The sequence below is a fragment of the Zhongshania sp. genome, assembly GCF_047636175.1.
Classification (GTDB): domain Bacteria; phylum Pseudomonadota; class Gammaproteobacteria; order Pseudomonadales; family Spongiibacteraceae; genus Spongiibacter.
Genome location: NZ_JBLIKC010000006.1, coordinates 36,858 through 54,106, shown reverse-complemented (window position 1 = coordinate 54,106; position 17,249 = coordinate 36,858). Strand labels below are relative to the sequence as shown.

Sequence of the window (17,249 nt, the reverse complement as noted above, 5' to 3'; positions counted from 1 at the left end):
AAATCACATATATAATGGCCAAAAGCTCGCAGCACCCAAATCCCTATTTTATTGAAGCCGCCACAATCGACTGGGGCGCAGATGGCGTCCCCAGAGCCGGCAAGTACGGCGATATCTATTTCAGTCAGGAAAGCGGCATCAGTGAAAGCCGCCATGTATTTTTATCTCACAATAAACTGGCAGAGCGCTGGCAAGCTTTGAGCAAGGAAACACCCGGACGGTTCACCATCATCGAAACCGGCTTCGGTACCGGATTAAACTTTTTACTCGCCTGGCAACTCTGGCAAGCTACAGCGCCATCCAACTGGCAGCTCCACTACATCTCTGTCGAAAAACACCCCTTAAATTCACAGGATTTAAAACGAGCTCACGAGTCATGGCCGGAGCTGCGCGATTTGTCTTCTATACTACAGCACAACTATCCGCCGCTGTTACCCGGTCAACATCGGAGATTGTTGAATAGTGCACAAATTTGTCTAGATTTGCTGTTCGGTGACGTCCTTGAATGCCTACCTGCACTCCTAGACTCGCCAAGCCCATCAAGCACCCGCTCGGAAAGCTCGCCGGCAGATCGCCTACCCTGCGCCGACGCATGGTTTTTAGACGGTTTTTCCCCCGCTACTAATCCAGATATGTGGCATGACACCTTGTTTAGTTGCATGGGCGTACTAAGCAAAACTGGGACCACTTTTGCCACGTTTACCTCTGCGGGGTTTGTAAAGCGCGGGCTGCGCGCGCAGGGATTTCATGTTGACAAGGTCACCGGGTATGGCCGCAAGCGAGAAATGCTTCGTGGCACACTCGCCAGTCAGACCACGGACGATGCAACGTCGCCGCCCAAAGTTGCCGTACCCTGGCATCGCCCTGCGGCGCAATCTCAGATCGCTAGTGCCGTCGTAATTGGCGCTGGGCTGGGGGGTTGCAGTACGGCTAGGGCCTTGGCGGAGCGAGGCATCAAGGTGACAGTTATCGAACGCAACGCCCCAGCCAGCGGCGCATCGGGCAATCCCCAAGGTATTCTCTACACTAAACTCTCACCCGCCCCTGGTGACTTAAACCAATTCACCTTGAGTAGCTTTTTATTCGCACTGCCATACTACAAAGCGCGACTGGACAGCGGCGCCATCGACGGTGATCCCTGTGGCGTCCTGCAAGTCGCTAATTCAGAAAAAGAAATTGCACAATTCATTCAACTTAAACAGTTATTAAAAAATCAAGACTGGCTGCAGTTCTTAAGCGGTGATGAATTAACTAAAGCCAGCGGCATACCACTGACTGGCTGCGGATACTTTTATCCTAGTGCCGGCTGGCTATCGCCACCTAGTGTGTGTTCGGCGAATTTAAAGCAAAGCAATATCAGGGTCATAACACATTGCGAGGCCATATCACTGGTCAATGAGCCGAACCAGGGAGAGCATTGGCAAGTACATGACCGGTCTGGCAACATCATTGCTGAAGGCGACGCGCTTATTATTACTAACAGCAACGATGCCCTGCAATTCCCCCAAACCCAACATCTGCCCATAAAGCCTATTCGTGGACAAATTAGCTATATCGACGACGCCAGCTTAACTCACAGCCCAAAATGCGTCGTTTGTCACGAGGGCTATATTGCTCCGTCGATAGATGGCGAACTGTGCATAGGTGCTAGCTTTAACTTGCACGACTCCGATACCGATTTGCAACAACGTGACCATGAATGGAATCTTGCCCAGTTAGATTCCCTGTCCCCCGGCTTGATTAAAGAGGGTGTGAGGATAACCGGCGGCCGCGCCTCGCTGCGCTGCAGCAGTGCCGACTATTTACCCATAGTTGGCGCTGCGCCTATTGTTGCAGACTTTGTTAAACACTATGCCGCGCTCGGCAAAGACGCTCGGACTCGTATTGACACGCCCGCCAGCAACTACCCGAACTTATATATTAACGTCGGCCACGGATCACGGGGCCTAACATCAACGCCGCTGTGTGCAGAATTGATTGCGAGCTATCTGTGCGGAGAAATACGGCCCCTGCCGCGCCAACTGTGCGAAAGCCTATCGCCTGCGCGCTTTCTAATCAGAAAGCTCATTCGCAAGCAAGCTATTGAATAGCACTGATCTGACGGTATGCTAGGGCCGTACTTATAGCAGACTACTACACTGCCGACGGCCACTAATACGCTATTGACTGGAATGCGATGTGAAGCACCTAAGCACAGCTCGTAAATCGATTTACCGCCGCACAGCTGAACTGACTGCCGTTTTTACTCTACTGGCGTCAATGGTGCCCAGCAGCAGTTTTGCCGAGCTGCCCTACCAATTACTTAACACCTATCCTCACCAGCCCGCTCTTTTCACCCAAGGATTGGAGTTATACCAAGGCAAACTTTATGAGAGCAGCGGCCTATATGGCTACTCTAAAGTGCTTGCCCGCAATTTTCCGCCCTCACCCACCGACAGTATTAAAGGCACTGCGCTGCCGCCTGACGTGTTCGCAGAAGGGCTGAGTCAATACCGCGGCAAACTATATGTGCTGACATGGAAAGGTGGTCGCGGCTTAATAATCGATCCCCAGCACTTTAAATTATTGGGGGCATTTTCTTACGAGGGCGAAGGCTGGGGCCTATGCGCCAGCATCGCCACAGGACGTCCCGATCACTTTGTGATGAGCAACGGCACTAGCCAATTGCAGTGGCTGTCGACTGACACCATGACGCTAATCAATACCGTCACTGTGACTGAAAAGGGTAAAGCGGTAGATCATCTAAACGAGCTGGAATGCCTAGGTGAATATGTGGTCGCGAATCAATGGCATAGTGATTACTTGTTCATAATTGATGGGCGCAGCGGGAAGGTACTCAGTAAGCTGAACCTCAGTGCATTAACAGCCGATGTAAACGCCAGCACCCCGCTCGCGCCGGAAGCGGTGTTAAATGGAATAGCCTATGATGCCGGAGACCACAGCTGGCTAGTGACCGGTAAGTTGTGGCCAAGTATCTTCCGCATCACCTTCACCTTGCCAGCGCTGCCAATACAATCACGCCCGTAAACACAGTTATATCTGTCGCTCAAGGGCATAGTAGTAATGCAATTGCTGCTCACAGGCCCTAGAATACAAACGTAGTTACTTCTCCGCCAAACATATGGATTACGCATGACTCAAGTCAACATCGCCGCGCAAGCCCCCGTCAACTCGGCCGCATTTAGCAGTTTTGAATTACTCAGCAACGAAGACGTACCCGCACTTGGGGTCAGCATTGCCGAATACCGTCACCGCAAAACCGGCGCCAGCCACTACCACATTGTCAGTGACAATCCAGAAAATGTGTTTCTGGTCGCCTTGCGTACGGTACCCAAAGATTCCACCGGCGTTGCCCACATTCTCGAACACACCGCGCTGTGCGGCAGTGAAAAATACCCGGTTCGCGACCCATTCTTCATGATGATTCGGCGCTCTTTAAACAGTTTTATGAACGCCTTTACCAGTTCGGACTGGACAGCCTACCCCTTTGCCAGCAGCAATCGCAAAGATTTTGAAAACCTTCTCCAAGTCTATATGGACGCGGTATTTTTCTCTCGCCTAGATCCGCTAGACTTTGCCCAAGAAGGGCACCGACTAGAATTTAAAGACCCCACAGATCCCAACTCCGACCTCGAGTTTAAAGGCGTTGTTTTCAATGAGATGAAAGGCGCGATGAGTTCAGTGCCCAGTCAACTTTGGCAAACACTGTGCAAATATTTATTTCCAAGCACTACCTACCACTACAATAGCGGTGGTGATCCGGAAGCCATACCGGATCTAAGCTACGATCAATTAAAATCCTTCTATCAAAGCCATTACCATCCTAGCAATGCCATCTTTATGACCTTCGGTGATATTCCTGCCGCAGAGCATCAAGCACGCTTTGAAGAGCTGGCCTTAGACCGTTTTGAGCCACAGAACACTCGCATTGCCGTTGAAGATGAAAAGCGCTACCACGCGCCGCTGCGTGTGCAAGAAAGCTATCCACTCCCACCCTCAGAAGACACTAACAACAAGACCCATGTTGTGGTCGCCTGGCTACTGGGTAAAAGCACCGAGCTTGAAACCCAGCTAGAAGCCCAGCTGCTCGCCGGTGTGCTACTCGACAATAGCGCTAGCCCGCTGATGCACGCACTGGAAACCACCGCGCTTGGCAGCGCACCCTCACCCATGTGCGGCATTGAAGATTCGATGCGCGAAATGGTCTTCGCCTGCGGCGTGGAAGGCAGTAATGTCGACAGCAGGGACGACGTTGAAAACCTCATCCTAGACACACTCAAACATGTTATTGAAAATGGCATACCAAAAGAAGACGTAGATGCCGTTTTACATCAGCTCGAATTACGCCAACGTGAAATTGGCGGCGATGGCTACCCCTACGGCTTACAACTTATTTTAACCGCATTGGATAGTGCCACTCATCGTGGCAATCCCATCGAGCTACTAAACCTAGACCCTGCCTTACAAGCCATTAGGGCTAAAACTGCAAACCCCGACTACATTAAAGGCCTCGCTCAAAATCTACTCGATAACCCTCATCGAGTGACCTTGGTCATGAGCCCAGATCAAGACATTCAGGCGCGGGTGGAAAAAGCCGAAATCACTCGCCTTAGTGCACTTAAAGAGGCGCTCAGCACTGAGCAAAGACAGCACATCATTGACCAAGCCGCTGCCTTAGCGGCTCGGCAAACAATGGAAGAAGACGAATCTATTCTGCCCAAGGTAACTCTAGACGATGTACCGCTAGACACCCCGGCATTGCATTTCGACACCGCCCAGTTTGGCAATCTGCCATATACCCAATATGGCCGTGGCACCAACGGTTTGGTTTATCAGCAGCTTCTGGTTAGTTTGCCTGAGCTCACAGAGCATGAGCTGTCACTGCTTTCAATTTATACTTTGGTGGCCACCGAGCTGGGCATCGGCGAACAGAGCTATCTGCAAGTACAGGCTCGGCAGTCTCAGGTATGCGGCGGTATTAGCGCCTATACCACGATGCGCGGCGGTATTAATGACGAGCAAGATATCCAAGCGTATTTAGTGCTGTCTTCAAAAGCTCTACTACGAAATGCCGAGGATCAAGCGCAGCTTATGCGAGATACCTTTGAGCAACTTCGTTTTGACGAGCACGAGCGCCTTCAAGAACTCATCGCCCAACTTAAAGGACGTCGGGAATCGGCTATCACTGGCAATGGTCACGGCCTTGCAATGAGCGCCGCAAGTGCGGGTATGAGCCCCATCGCCAAGGTGAATGAAGACTTAGGTGGATTAAGCGGCATTCGTCACCTTAAGCAACTTGCCAAGGGTATTGAAGATAGCAATGCACTGGCAAGTCTGGCCGACGAGTTATCAGCAATACATCAGAAAATGCTTGCCAGTAGCAGGGAACTGCTCATTATTGCTGAGGATCACCACCTCGAGGATCTATGTGCTGAACTCGCACCGATTTGGCAAGACTTTAATACTTCGGGCTCAAAAGGCTTTGAACTACCAGCACTACGTACCACGAATAAATCATTCTGGGTTGCTAGCTCCCAGGTTAATTTCTGCGCCAAAGCTTACCCCACGGTACCTTCCGGCCACCCCGATGCACCGGTGCTTACGGTGCTAGCCGTATATTTGCGAAATGGCTTTTTACACCGAGCTATTCGTGAGCAAGGTGGCGCCTATGGTGGCGGCGCCTCACAAGACTCTAATATTGCCGCGTTCCGCTTTTATTCCTATAGAGATCCGCGCTTACAAGAGACACTGAGTGACTTCGATAAATCCATTAGCTGGATGCTCCAAACTGCAGTGTCAGCTAAAGGTCTGGAGGAAGCAGTATTAGGGGTAGTCGGCAGCATCGACAAACCGGGGTCCCCGGCTGGAGAAGCAAAGCAGGACTATCACAGCAATGTTTTCGGCCGCACATTAGCCGAACGCCGGCAGTTCCGGCAGCGTGTTCTCGCCGTAAAGGAAGAAGATTTACTACGCGTCTGCGAACTTTACTTGAGTAATGCGGAGGCAAGCATCGCGGTTGTTAGTAACGAAAGCAAAGCCGACGCACTCGCCGAGTGGATAGTGAAAGAGGGTATGACAATCCAACGCTTGTAAGGATCGATTCAGTCCACCTAGGATAGCCAGCTAGCCCCCCGTAACACGGGCTAGCTAAAATCGCTATTGCCAGGGTGTGAGGCACTCAACTAGCCACACTGAGCGTCATATGGGCGCAAACTAATTACTGGATCTTTGCTGTTGCAGCTTGCAAGGCATCAGAGCGTATCTTGTTATAGGCCTGCTTTTGCTTATTGTCGAGCACGGCGTAAAAACCTCGCTGAGTAATCAGTAATGCCGTCGTATGGGCGGCTGAAAGCCGCCCCGCTTCACGACTTAAGCGCTTGACATTAGCGTCACCGAGTCTTGCCAAATTTACCCGGCGAATACTCGCTTGCGCCGCCACCAGCCCCGCACGAATCGTCACGGCTTCTTGCGCATAATTGGCAAGCAAGGCCTTGATCTGCGTTTGCTGTCTTTCAGACAAATCTAATTTTTCAGTTAGTACATCTAAGCGTGCGCCACCAAAAGCGGTTTGATCGGCAAGGGCCGGCGACATTGCAAAGCCGCCAAGCAGAGTACTCAATAACACCACAACACTAAATTTCTTCATTATTTCTCCAAAAACGTAACCGCGTCGTTAGTGCTGAGACATGATAATCGTAAAAAGTACTCAATGCACAGACCAGAATATACCTACAAAAGCACCAATGCTGATTAGTCATATTTATTTATTCAGAGTTTGATCGTGATCTGTATCACTCTTGCTCAGCTTACAACACTCTCTTAAGGGCCTAGGGCTAAGGCATTCGCTGCGCTCAGCGTCATAGCCAATCCATAAAGAATAATGACAGGCACTTTATGCGCGATTCAGATTAAGGGAGGACGAGACATTTAAAAGCAGCCGGCCAGCTTTAGAGCAAGCCGCGAATATGGTCAAAGGAATACCCTTTATACTGCATATATCGCACGCACTTAGCACGTACCTTGGCGTCTGATATATCTTGGCCAGCATACTTTTTTTCAAATAGCTGCTTAGCCGCAATCCGCCAGTCAATAGCTTGCACAGCAAACACTCCAGCAATAAGGATGTCTTCTATGCCTCGCTGGTGTAATTCAGCCTTTATATACTGAGGGCCGTATCCAGCATTAACCCTCAAACGGAAGAATGAATCAGTAAAACGAGCATCTGACTGCAAGCCGTCTAGTATCAATTCATCTAGCACCTGATCAATATCAGAGCTTTCCGGGAAGCGTTGAAACAGTTTTACCCGTAATTCCTGGCGCGAGTATTCTCGCCTGGCAAGAAAATCCATCGCCTTTAAGCGAATATGTTTTTTAAAAACTTCTGCCAAAACATGCTCCGAACGACAAAATACCCCAAAAATCCCTTAAAACCTGCTATTTCCCTTAATTCTATTTCGGCAATTACTTATTTCATTAAATCTGTGTAAACAGCAAAGTAAGCATCAAGAGCGAGAGGCAAATCCTGCGCTGTTAGGTTACTCATTTTAATCACGGAGAATGACTCATGTTAAATAAAATTACTAGCACACTACGTAAACTCAAGAAAGACGAGAGCGGCGCCAGCGCCATTGAATACGCGGTGATGGCTGCACTACTGGTTGTCATTATTGTGTTCGGCGTTAGCTTACTTGGTAGCGGTTCAAGCACTACCGCTGGTATCGGTAAAGCCTTCACTGATATTGCTACTCAGCTAGAATAATAGCGAGAGCCTGCAGTGATCCTACCAGCTCTATCTATATTAATAGTTATAGCCTATATCGACTGGAAGCAAAGACGGATACCTAACAGCTGGTTGATAGTACTTGCAGGGTGGGCGGCATGTTATGCCGCCCTCTCGCCGGCTATAAGCTTAGACCTTATCGTCATAAATGCGGCTATCGGATTAGCGCTCACCCTACCTGGTTTCTTAAAAGGCGTTATAGGCGGTGGCGATGTAAAACTAATGTTGGCGATATCTCCTTTATGGCCACCAATACAACTGCTTTTGGTATTTTCCACTGGAATACTTAGTCTGCTGTTATTAATGTCATCTGCCCACTTTATTTCGAAGATGTCCTTAATAACGGCGCACTACCCAGCAAGCACACTGTCAGCAACCTCATTACAGAGAGGCCTACCCTTGGGAAGCGCTGTTGCGATGGGAGCAATATTCATATCACTTTTCAACTTTATTTCCTGATTATACGATCATAAATTATGCATGGAGCACGATAATGGTAAACCACAACTTTTATCGCTCGATTCAGCAGCGGCAAAAAGGTGCTGTTGCCATAGAGTTCGTATTCATCTTCCCCGTCCTCTTTATTATTTGCTATGCCACCATTGTGTACGGCTTGGCATTTCTGTTGGTCCAAAACTTCACTTATTCGAGCGAAGAAGTTCTTCGCGCCGCACTAGTTTGTGAAGACTGTGAAACCACAGCCGAATGGGAGGCCGAAATAAATGCCATTGGCAACGTCCGCCTTCAAAAAGACCCTGTTGATGGACTCCTCATCTACTCCCCAGACTCATTAAGTTGGACTAGCAACTGCAGAAACGCATCAGCACCTATCGACGGCTCACCCGCGCTAGATGGAATTTTGTGTGAAGTGTCGGTTTCCTCTTCACCGTTACTCGACGGTATAACCATGCCCGGATTTGGGAAGCTACCCACCCTCCCCGATATGCTAACAGGTAGAGCCACACTCCTTTTTTAGTGATCAGTGGCGGTACTTCTTAGAAAGTATATATTCACGCACTCGTTTACTTCCTGGATACAAGCCGCAGGCCTCATACGTATCAGCCACAATAGAATCACTATTACACAATGCTTAAGATTGAGGTCAAGACTGCGATAGCAAATAGAACAGACGTTTATTGATCTTTTAGGGATGCGACTATGCAAGCAAGGACTTTAAAAATTATCGCGGCGCTGCTAATTATCAGCGCGGTATTCATGGGGATAATTGGCTACAAAATAAGTCAAGAGGACTCAGCCAAGAGTCGACCAACGTCACAAATACAAACAAGTGCGGCAGAACAAAGTAATTTTGCCTATGCGCAAAAGCTACTTATCGCAAACCGCAGTATGAACAAAGGCGAAATCATTACTGCCGAAGATATACAGCTCATCCCCTACCCACTACTTGTTGACGGTAGCTACACCAAGGTCGCCGATATAATAAACAAGGAGCTAGAGTCGAAGGTTGCTGTGGGCGCAGTTATTCGTAGCAGCGATTTTGAAAAGCAAAGCACCTTGGCTCCGCATATAAATCCCGGCTACCGCGCGCTGTCTATAAAGGTCAATGAAGCATCAAGCGCCGGCGGTTTTTTACAACCGGGAGATCGAGTTGACATTATTTTTACCGCTAGGGCATCCAAAGACACCTACAACAAAAGTATGTCACGTCGCCTACTTCAGAATATTCGACTCATAGCATTTGGCACTGATGTTGAGCGCAACGACAAAAATATTGAGGTCTCTGAGGGCAAGAAAAAGTCCTCGGCAAAAGCCGAAAAAGAATCCGGCAAAAGTAGCCGTTCAGCGGTTCTTGAAATTGCTCTTGAAGATATTCCAGTTATGGCACTAGCTGAAGAAAGCGGCGAGCTGCGCTTGGTGGTAGTAGGCGAAGCAGATATGGCTTCCACCAAAACTGATCAGCTGAACACCACTGATTCACAGCAAACTCTTAGCAAGCATATGAGTGACGCCGACCGAACTGCTTTTATTCGCGACGTTACTGGATTGAAACCGTCACCCCCACCTAAATCGGTGTATGTGTATAGCGGTGATACTGTAGAAACTATTACGGTACGCAAATAATGAAAGCGAGCGAAACCCAAGGCATAAACGGAGTATCCAAAATGAAAAAAGGATTTATATTCAGCTTGCTGCTTGCGCTCGTCACTGTTGCCGAAGCCAGCCCATACAAAACACTGCGTATGACGACGGGCGAACAGCAGGCCTTGACTACACAGCACAGCGTTAAACGAAGCGCGATAGGCAACCCCGCTATCGCGAGTTTAAAAGTGCTGAACTCAAAACAATTTTTGCTGACTGCAAAGCAAGTTGGCTCTACCCAGCTTCTACTTTGGCAAGGTAGCGGAGAACCCACCACCTTCAAAATTGACGTAGTACCCGATATGGCTAGTTCAACCACCAATGGCATTGCTGTAGATGCCGTTGGCGACAAGATCGTTCTGCAGGGTAAAACCCAATCACTTAGCCAGCACGACCAGCTCATTATGTCTGCAGGTGAGAATGTCGTCGACAATACTGTCCAACAAGGTGCGGTTCAAGTTCAAACTGATATTCGCATTATTGAGTACAGTCGCTCACAGTTAAAGCAAATTGGCAGCGCCTTAGCTTACGCAGGCGGTGACACTGCATTAGCCATGGGTTCCGCAAGCTTGATACCTTCCATTTCTGGTATTAGCGATATTGTTTCATTAATGAGTGGACTGACCACCACCGGCAATACATCGTCTATTCTTATCGGCCATGCCGGTAAAAACTTTAGCGCTGCCGTTAATGCTCTGCAACAGAATGGCTATGCTTACACCTTGGCCGAACCCTCGCTAGTTAGCCTGTCGGGGCAAACAGCAAGTTTCTTAGCTGGCGGTGAATTCCCCTACCCGGTTGCAAATAACGAAGGCCAAGTACAAATTGAATTTAAAGAGTTTGGTGTCCGTCTTCGCCTGACACCGACCATACTGAGCGAAAACAGCATTATGCTTAAAGTCGCGCCTGAAGTGAGCGACCTAGACTTCAGCAGCGGCGTGCAAGCCAGTGGTGTTTCGGTGCCGGCATTACGGGTACGCCGCACAGACACCACCATTCAGCTTGCACCTGGTGAAAGCTTTATTATCAGTGGTCTTGTAACTCGTAATACCTATAACAACGCCGACAAAATACCTGGACTTGGCGACATTCCCATTCTTGGCGCTCTCTTCCGCTCTACTCGCTTTGAGCAAGACGATAAAGAGCTTGTAATGGTGGTGACACCACACTTGATAAAACCGATGGCCAGAAATACTGTGCTTAAAGAGTTGCCAGGGGAGATCTACCAAGATTACACGCCATCGTTTACCAGCATGTTATTTGGCGATCCGCAGAAGGGTTCAAAAACATCAAAGTCACAACCTTCGCCAGAAGCCGGCGTCGGCTTTTCTAACTGATTATTAGGTATTCCGTCATGAGACTCATAGACCGCAGAACACCAAGTAAGCCAGTCGCACCTAGTGATGATTATGAAAAGCTAAAGTCAGACTTGCATAAGTTTGTTATTGATAGAATTGAAGATGACAAAATTATTTATGATGACAATCAGAAAAAGCTTGAGGAGGCTATTTCCGCCTATATCCGCCAGTACTGCCGAATTTATGAAGCGACGATTGATCGGGAAACCTTTCTGTCATTAGAAAAACATCTACTAAATGAAATCGTTGGTTTTGGTCCTCTACAAAGTCTACTAGACGACCCAACTATTAATGACATATTAATTAATGGTCCACGAAATATCTATGTCGAACGCGATGGTGTACTTGAAAAAGCCGATATGCGATTTTTGGATAATCGCCACGTGCTGCGAGTTATTCGCCGAATGATTTCTCCGCTGGGACGCCGTATTGATGAATCTAGTCCCATCGTCGATGGACGACTTGCAGATGGCAGCCGTATCAACGCCATTGTGCCGCCCCTTGCCCTGGATGGTCCCTGCCTTTCAATTCGTAAATTTCGCAAGGACCCACTTACTGCACATGAACTCCTGGCAACAGGCTCAATCAGTGAGGACGTACTCGAATATCTAACAAATGCCGTCACCAACCGAACTAACATTCTAATAAGTGGCGCAACTGGCTCAGGTAAAACCACACTACTCAATATACTTAGTCAATTTATTCCCGGTACAGAGCGGATTGTTACTATAGAGGATGCCGCCGAGCTTCAGCTTCGCAACGGCCACGTAGTTCGCTTAGAAACACGTCCCGAAAATAACGAAGGCGTAGGTGAAATCACCGCGAGAGAACTCGTTAAAAACTCCCTCCGTATGCGCCCAGACCGCATCATTGTCGGTGAGAGTCGCGGAGGCGAAATACTCGACGTTTTACAGGCGATGAACACTGGACACAATGGGTCCATGAGTACGGTACACGCAAACTCAGCGCGCGACGCGATCACCCGCTTGGAAATGATGGTAGGAATATCAGGGTTCAAAGGAAGCGGCGAGCTAATTTTAAAAATGATTGGCAGTGCGCTCGACTTGATCGTACACATTGGACGCAAAGCTGACGGACACCGCTGTGTGCTGCAAATCTCAGAACTGCATGTGATAAATAACGAGCTGACGCTGAAAGATATATTTATATACGATGACGCAAGCCGGAAAGTTCTGCGCGTCGATGGCACTAAGAACTCAGCTCGCGCCCCCGATTTCGCCAAGGTCTGAGCTTAAGGATACACGCTATGTTATGGATTGCACTCGCTCTACTTCTGGCCGGATTGGCCTTCGTGGTAATAATGCTTATCGGCGGGGAATCGGAAGCGGCCACGCCAGAAAATGAAATAATAGCGGACGCAGGCTCTCAGCTACCCGCTGCACTGGAGAACTACCTGGGTAGCAACGGCGTTGAATTACCACCGACTATTGTCTACGCCGCGATAGCTATCACCGTCACGGGAATCGCCCTAAGTTTATTTATCCTGCCCTTGAAGGTTGGCGTCCTCGCCGCCGCAGGAATTTTATTTATTGCGTATTCAATGGTGAAAATTATTGGTGCGCAGCGCCGTGCCAAAATGCTAAGCCAACTACCCTCATTTATTAATCAGGTCACGCGCCGACTATCAGCTGGTATTTCAGTGGAAAATGCCTTTGCCGATTCGGTAGAAACTCTGGAGCGTCCACTGGGTACGGTTATGAGACGAATCGTTCGCCGCGTTCACTACGGCTACGATCTTCATCAAGCTTTTGAACGTGAAGCGCGTGTTAACCAGTTGAGTGAATTTGACGTGCTGGCCACCGCCTTACGCATAAACGAACAATACGGTGGCAGCATCCGCTCAATTCTCGATGACATCGTCGATATTCTAAGAATGCAGGACTCCGGAAAAAGAGAGCTCAGCGCAATGACAGGCGAAACCAGAGTGACGGCTGCGATTCTTGCCGCCTTGCCGCCTGGCATTGCAGCCTACACTTTTTTTAACAATCCTAAGTTCCTGACCGATATGTGGAATAGCGCAGGCGGTCAACAAACATTAATTATAGCCATCATCATGCAAGTGCTTGGGGTTATTGTTTTGTGGCGCATGATTCGATCAATTGGGGCCTAAGGAGAATCAACATGGAAGCACACCACCTCTATTACATTATCGGCGCGGTGATACTCTGTACAGCTCCCGTATTGCTGCTAGCTATTGCGCACGTAGAGACAGCATCATCTGGAAAACCGGCAGAATTTGAATTTAGTTCAAAAGATATGTGGCGCCAGTTACGGGAAGAGAACACCCACATAGCATCTCTGTCTCAACTGCTAAGACGCGCCGGATTGCTGAATACTCAGCAGCAAGTTAATGCAATATCCATAACACTCATTGCGATTATCTGCACAGCTACCTGTCTTGGTATATATACATATTTCAATGGCACCCCCGCTACAACGATACTACTCGTCATTACAGCAGGTTTTGTGTTGTTAGTTTACTCGGCGTATTTCTTCCTAAAGAAAATTGCAGAGAGTCGCCAAGAAAAACTTAACCAAGAAACTCTGATACTGGTACAAACAACAAGGATGCTATGGCGCGTGGGCTTATCACTACCAAAAACATTGGCGATTATATGCGATCAACTCCGCAATTTAGCGCCGACTTGCTCGGAGGAATTACAGCTCGCTGTCAATAAAATTGAATCCGGGCAGAGTCAGGAAGAATCCTTGTATGAGCTCATCGGATGCACAAATGCTGAGGGATTTAAAGAATACTTAATTGTTGTTCGCCAGCAAGCTATCACTGGTGGCAGCATAGATAAGGCACTCGACGAGCTCTACAAACTGTTGCAAAACCGCAGAAAGCTAGACCTACAAGAGCAAGTTAACAAGATGTCAGGAAAGATGTCCCTAGTCATGATGGTATTTCTATTCCCTGCCCTTTTAATCGTAGTAGCCGGTCCAGCCCTAATGTCAATTTCACTTGCATTAGGCAATCTCGGCAACTAAGGAAGGAATTTTACGTGAATAAATTGTCTGTCTCAGTTTGTTTCATCGCGCTGATCATAACTAGCGGCTGTGCCAATATCTCAGCATCTAAACAAGTTTCAGCGAGTAATTGCAATGTACCGATTAGCAAGGAAGAAAGTGTCACCCTCGATTTAATCGAACAGCAGGTAACGGAAAAGCAGTACTACTCGGCACTAGCGTATCTTGAGAAAGCACCAGACAGCTCACCAAGAGTATTACGGCTGCGTGCCGAAGCTCAGCGTAATACCGGCATGTTAGATGAGGCATATACAAGTTACCGCAATCTGAGCCTAAGCTGTATGGCGGCCTTTGGACACGCCGGTATGGCAAAAATCTTAGCGACCCGTGGTGATATTCCGCAGGCTCACCAACAAATGCTTAAAGCGCGTCGCCTAGCACCCAGCAATGCCGACATTCGCAATGATTACGGCTTTATTTTACTAGCACATAAGAACTTTAAGGCGGCGCAACGTGAGTTTATGACCGCGCTCCAATTACAACCAGGTCACCTAGTAGCCATTCGCAATATGGTTATCAGTCTGATTTTAGATGGCGACAGCCGAACGGCCCTTCGCATGGCGAAGAATAACGACATTCCGTCATCAGAATTCCGCAATTTACTTGCCCAAGCTAACGCTTTTAAAGAGCCAGTACTCGCTGGAAGTAATAACTTCAAAAAGGGAGCTCCACTATGAAAATTTTAACAGCAACGCTTTTGCTATCGGCTTCTGTCCTTTCAGCCACCGCCTTTGCCGAGCCAGAGGTTATTTACACACAGAACAGCACGCCGCAAACAGCGACTCATCGTTTACTTGAAGCGCAACGATCAGGGCAAAATGCGAGTACCGAAGAGCAATATTTGAGCGGCAAAGTGAACACTCAAATTTATGAGCGTTACGTGAAGAGCTTCTCAAGACCCATACCAGAGCGTTTTAGTTCAGACACGTTCACGGAAGAGTAATTAGTATGCAATCACGGCGACTTACACGAAACAGGCCACCTCATTATCAGCGCGGTGTAACAACACTGTTCGCAGTTATAATGATGCTGAGTTTATTAACTTTTGTAGCCGTGGTTACCGACACGGGGCGCCTGTATTTAGAAAAGCGCTCCTTGCAAAAAAATGCTGACCTAGCCGCAATGGAGACCGCACTGCTCTATTGTCGGGATCATTCACTAGATGTTGAGTCGTTAACGATAGCGGACATGAACGTGCTGTCTACTAGTCGAAATAATTTCCGAGGCAATGATACTAACAGTGGCGTCGTTGTGACCAAAAATGGAAACGCTGTCACTGTTGTGCTGTCCTATGGCGTCCCCGCCTCACTATTTGAACAATTACTTCCCAGCGACGACAATACAGTCAATCTGAGCGCAAGCGCAACCGCCAAGGCGTGCGAGCCAACCGCCCTACTATCAATCCGTTCTAGCATCGCTACCGCAGACAGCGGTTTACTAAACTCGGTTTTAGGCGGACTCCTCGGAACCACCTTAAATTTGACGGTTGGCGATTGGGAAAGCCTAATTGACACCAATATTAATCTTCTCAGTTACTTCGATGCCCTAGCATCGGAAGTTGGTGTCACCGCGGGAGACTACGACACTCTCCTCGCTAGCAGCATTAGTCTAGCGGATCTACTCGACGTTGGCGCCAATGTATTGAGCGCCGACGGGGCAAGTGCAGTGGCAATTAGCGCCTTAGAATCAATATCTGCAGATGTTCCTCTGGCGACACCAAATATAAATCTCGCCGATATTTTAGCGATACAAAGTGATGCTTCCAAGACCTCACTGGATGTTAATTTACCGCTAATACAGTTAGTTGAAAGTAGTATTCAGCTCGCCAATAGCGACAGTAGTATTGCTGCCGACGTTGACGTCGCTCTTGGTATCGCTGACGCGACAGTTCGCTTAAAAGTCACCGAGCCAGCCCAAACTGCTATTGGCAACCCAGACCTTGCGGCGGTCAACCCCTATGGCAACAATGCTATTTATGCGCATACGGCCCAAGTAAAAGCCTTTGTCTCACTTGATTTGCCCATCGTGGGAGCCGTACTCAATAATCTCACCGCCTCACTGTCGGCGCCGCTTGTCGCCGATGTAAGCAATGTTGTTAATAGCCTTCTTACACTCGACTTAATCGGAGCGCTCAGCGATATCTTGTGCCTTGTCACATGCGTTGTAGAAAAAGATCAGGTTGACATTCAAATTCTGGCCTCGCCGCGAATTGATATTGCCATTACTGCTGGCAGTGGAGAAGCTCGCCTTATCGATGCCGACTGCGATATGAATGGCACTAAAATATTGAACGCCGACGTATCAACATCGGTTGCCTCAGTTGCACTGGGGCAATTCGGCACTGATACCGAGGATGCTTCTAGCAATGTATTTTCTAGTGATCCATTAACAGTAGACCCAATACCCCTGATTGATATTGGCACTATTCGTGTAAGAAAAACCTGTGTCATTATCTTCGGATGTAGTTACCGGTATCAGCTTGGGGCTGGCTGGACTTCAAACAAAGCGTTAGCTGATAGACAAGCATTTGCGGGCGGCGGGATCGGTCTCAAGTTAGACACAACAATCCTTGGCGACGGACCCGAGAGCCTGCCAACGTTTGAAAACAACCCAGATGACACGTATTTACCCGACGTTAAAGCAGATATTGAAAATTCCTTTAAGGCATTTTCTGCTGATGATCCGGTAGCAAGTATATCTAGCACACTTACCGGCGTTGAATTGCAGTTCTATGAGCCTAGCAACGGCAACGTACTAGGTGGCGTGCTCAGTCTCGTTGGAGCTACGGCTAGCACCTTGGTTTCCGATATTAATGGCATTCTAGCTACCGCGCTATCTCCTGTTTTAGATCCCTTGGTAAACGAGCTACTGGATACGCTTGGTGTATCCTTAGCCAACGCCGAAATAGGCGCCGCACTAACCTGTGAGAACGACAAGGTGAGACTAACAAATTGATTACC

At 48.4% G+C, this 17,249-nt stretch carries 16 protein-coding genes; 14 read left to right on the top strand and 2 right to left on the bottom strand.

The annotated features are described in order from the left end of the window. The first annotated feature begins 14 nt into the window (after nucleotides 1-14). The 3 genes from mnmC to ACI955_RS04705 all read left to right on the top strand — a co-directional run bounded on the left by mnmC (nucleotide 15) and on the right by ACI955_RS04705 (nucleotide 6,093). Nucleotides 15-2,090: a bifunctional tRNA (5-methylaminomethyl-2-thiouridine)(34)-methyltransferase MnmD/FAD-dependent 5-carboxymethylaminomethyl-2-thiouridine(34) oxidoreductase MnmC gene (gene mnmC, locus ACI955_RS04715; RefSeq protein ID WP_415242579.1), complete on the top strand. Its 2,076-nt coding sequence runs from the start codon at nucleotides 15-17 to the stop codon at nucleotides 2,088-2,090. 88 nt (nucleotides 2,091-2,178) lie between these two features. Continuing rightward, nucleotides 2,179-3,027 (top strand): glutaminyl-peptide cyclotransferase, encoded by an 849-nt coding sequence (locus tag ACI955_RS04710; protein ID WP_415242578.1) that lies wholly within the window; start codon nucleotides 2,179-2,181, stop codon nucleotides 3,025-3,027. Between the two features lie 105 nt (nucleotides 3,028-3,132). Continuing rightward, the gene (locus ACI955_RS04705) at nucleotides 3,133-6,093 is read left to right on the top strand and encodes an insulinase family protein (protein ID WP_415242577.1); all 2,961 of its coding nucleotides are present in this window, start codon (nucleotides 3,133-3,135) and stop codon (nucleotides 6,091-6,093) included. A gap of 124 nt (nucleotides 6,094-6,217) precedes the next feature. Here ACI955_RS04705 and ACI955_RS04700 read toward each other — a convergent pair whose 3' ends face one another. Beyond that, entirely contained in the window at nucleotides 6,218-6,646 is a 429-nt protein-coding gene (locus ACI955_RS04700; protein WP_415242576.1) for a Spy/CpxP family protein refolding chaperone, read from the bottom strand. A gap of 301 nt (nucleotides 6,647-6,947) precedes the next feature. After that, nucleotides 6,948-7,388, bottom strand: coding sequence for a regulatory protein RecX (locus ACI955_RS04695; RefSeq protein ID WP_415242575.1), 441 nt, complete (start codon nucleotides 7,386-7,388; stop codon nucleotides 6,948-6,950). Nucleotides 7,389-7,564: 176 nt separating this feature from the next. Between ACI955_RS04695 and ACI955_RS04690 the strand changes: the two genes are divergently transcribed. From ACI955_RS04690 to ACI955_RS04640, 11 genes are all read left to right on the top strand, one after another. Then, nucleotides 7,565-7,759, top strand: coding sequence for a Flp family type IVb pilin (locus ACI955_RS04690; protein ID WP_415242574.1), 195 nt, complete (start codon nucleotides 7,565-7,567; stop codon nucleotides 7,757-7,759). A gap of 15 nt (nucleotides 7,760-7,774) precedes the next feature. Beyond that, the gene (locus tag ACI955_RS04685) at nucleotides 7,775-8,239 is read left to right on the top strand and encodes a prepilin peptidase (RefSeq protein WP_415242573.1); all 465 of its coding nucleotides are present in this window, start codon (nucleotides 7,775-7,777) and stop codon (nucleotides 8,237-8,239) included. A gap of 34 nt (nucleotides 8,240-8,273) precedes the next feature. Further along, on the top strand, nucleotides 8,274-8,756 hold the full coding sequence (locus ACI955_RS04680; protein ID WP_415242572.1) for a TadE/TadG family type IV pilus assembly protein: 483 nt from the start codon (nucleotides 8,274-8,276) through the stop codon (nucleotides 8,754-8,756). 182 nt (nucleotides 8,757-8,938) lie between these two features. Beyond that, nucleotides 8,939-9,862: a Flp pilus assembly protein CpaB gene (cpaB, locus tag ACI955_RS04675; RefSeq protein ID WP_415242571.1), complete on the top strand. Its 924-nt coding sequence runs from the start codon at nucleotides 8,939-8,941 to the stop codon at nucleotides 9,860-9,862. A gap of 41 nt (nucleotides 9,863-9,903) precedes the next feature. Beyond that, nucleotides 9,904-11,217 (top strand): type II and III secretion system protein family protein, encoded by a 1,314-nt coding sequence (locus ACI955_RS04670; RefSeq protein WP_415242570.1) that lies wholly within the window; start codon nucleotides 9,904-9,906, stop codon nucleotides 11,215-11,217. A 17-nt stretch (nucleotides 11,218-11,234) separates the two neighbouring features. Next, nucleotides 11,235-12,488 carry a CpaF family protein gene (locus tag ACI955_RS04665; protein ID WP_415242569.1) on the top strand — a complete coding sequence of 418 codons (1,254 nt, stop codon included), beginning with the start codon at nucleotides 11,235-11,237 and terminating at the stop codon, nucleotides 12,486-12,488. A 17-nt stretch (nucleotides 12,489-12,505) separates the two neighbouring features. Further along, the gene (locus ACI955_RS04660; RefSeq protein ID WP_415242568.1) at nucleotides 12,506-13,369 is read left to right on the top strand and encodes a type II secretion system F family protein; all 864 of its coding nucleotides are present in this window, start codon (nucleotides 12,506-12,508) and stop codon (nucleotides 13,367-13,369) included. Between the two features lie 11 nt (nucleotides 13,370-13,380). Further along, complete coding sequence (locus ACI955_RS04655; protein WP_415242567.1) at nucleotides 13,381-14,250, top strand: type II secretion system F family protein; 870 nt, start codon at nucleotides 13,381-13,383, stop codon at nucleotides 14,248-14,250. Between the two features lie 14 nt (nucleotides 14,251-14,264). Further along, on the top strand, nucleotides 14,265-14,966 hold the full coding sequence (locus tag ACI955_RS04650) for a hypothetical protein (protein WP_415242566.1): 702 nt from the start codon (nucleotides 14,265-14,267) through the stop codon (nucleotides 14,964-14,966). Continuing rightward, nucleotides 14,963-15,232, top strand: coding sequence for a DUF3613 domain-containing protein (locus ACI955_RS04645; RefSeq protein WP_415242565.1), 270 nt, complete (start codon nucleotides 14,963-14,965; stop codon nucleotides 15,230-15,232). The genes ACI955_RS04650 and ACI955_RS04645 overlap by 4 nt, the downstream gene beginning before the upstream one ends. A 5-nt stretch (nucleotides 15,233-15,237) precedes the next feature. Next, on the top strand, nucleotides 15,238-17,244 hold the full coding sequence (locus tag ACI955_RS04640) for a pilus assembly protein TadG-related protein (RefSeq protein WP_415242564.1): 2,007 nt from the start codon (nucleotides 15,238-15,240) through the stop codon (nucleotides 17,242-17,244). Nucleotides 17,245-17,249: the final 5 nt, after the last annotated feature.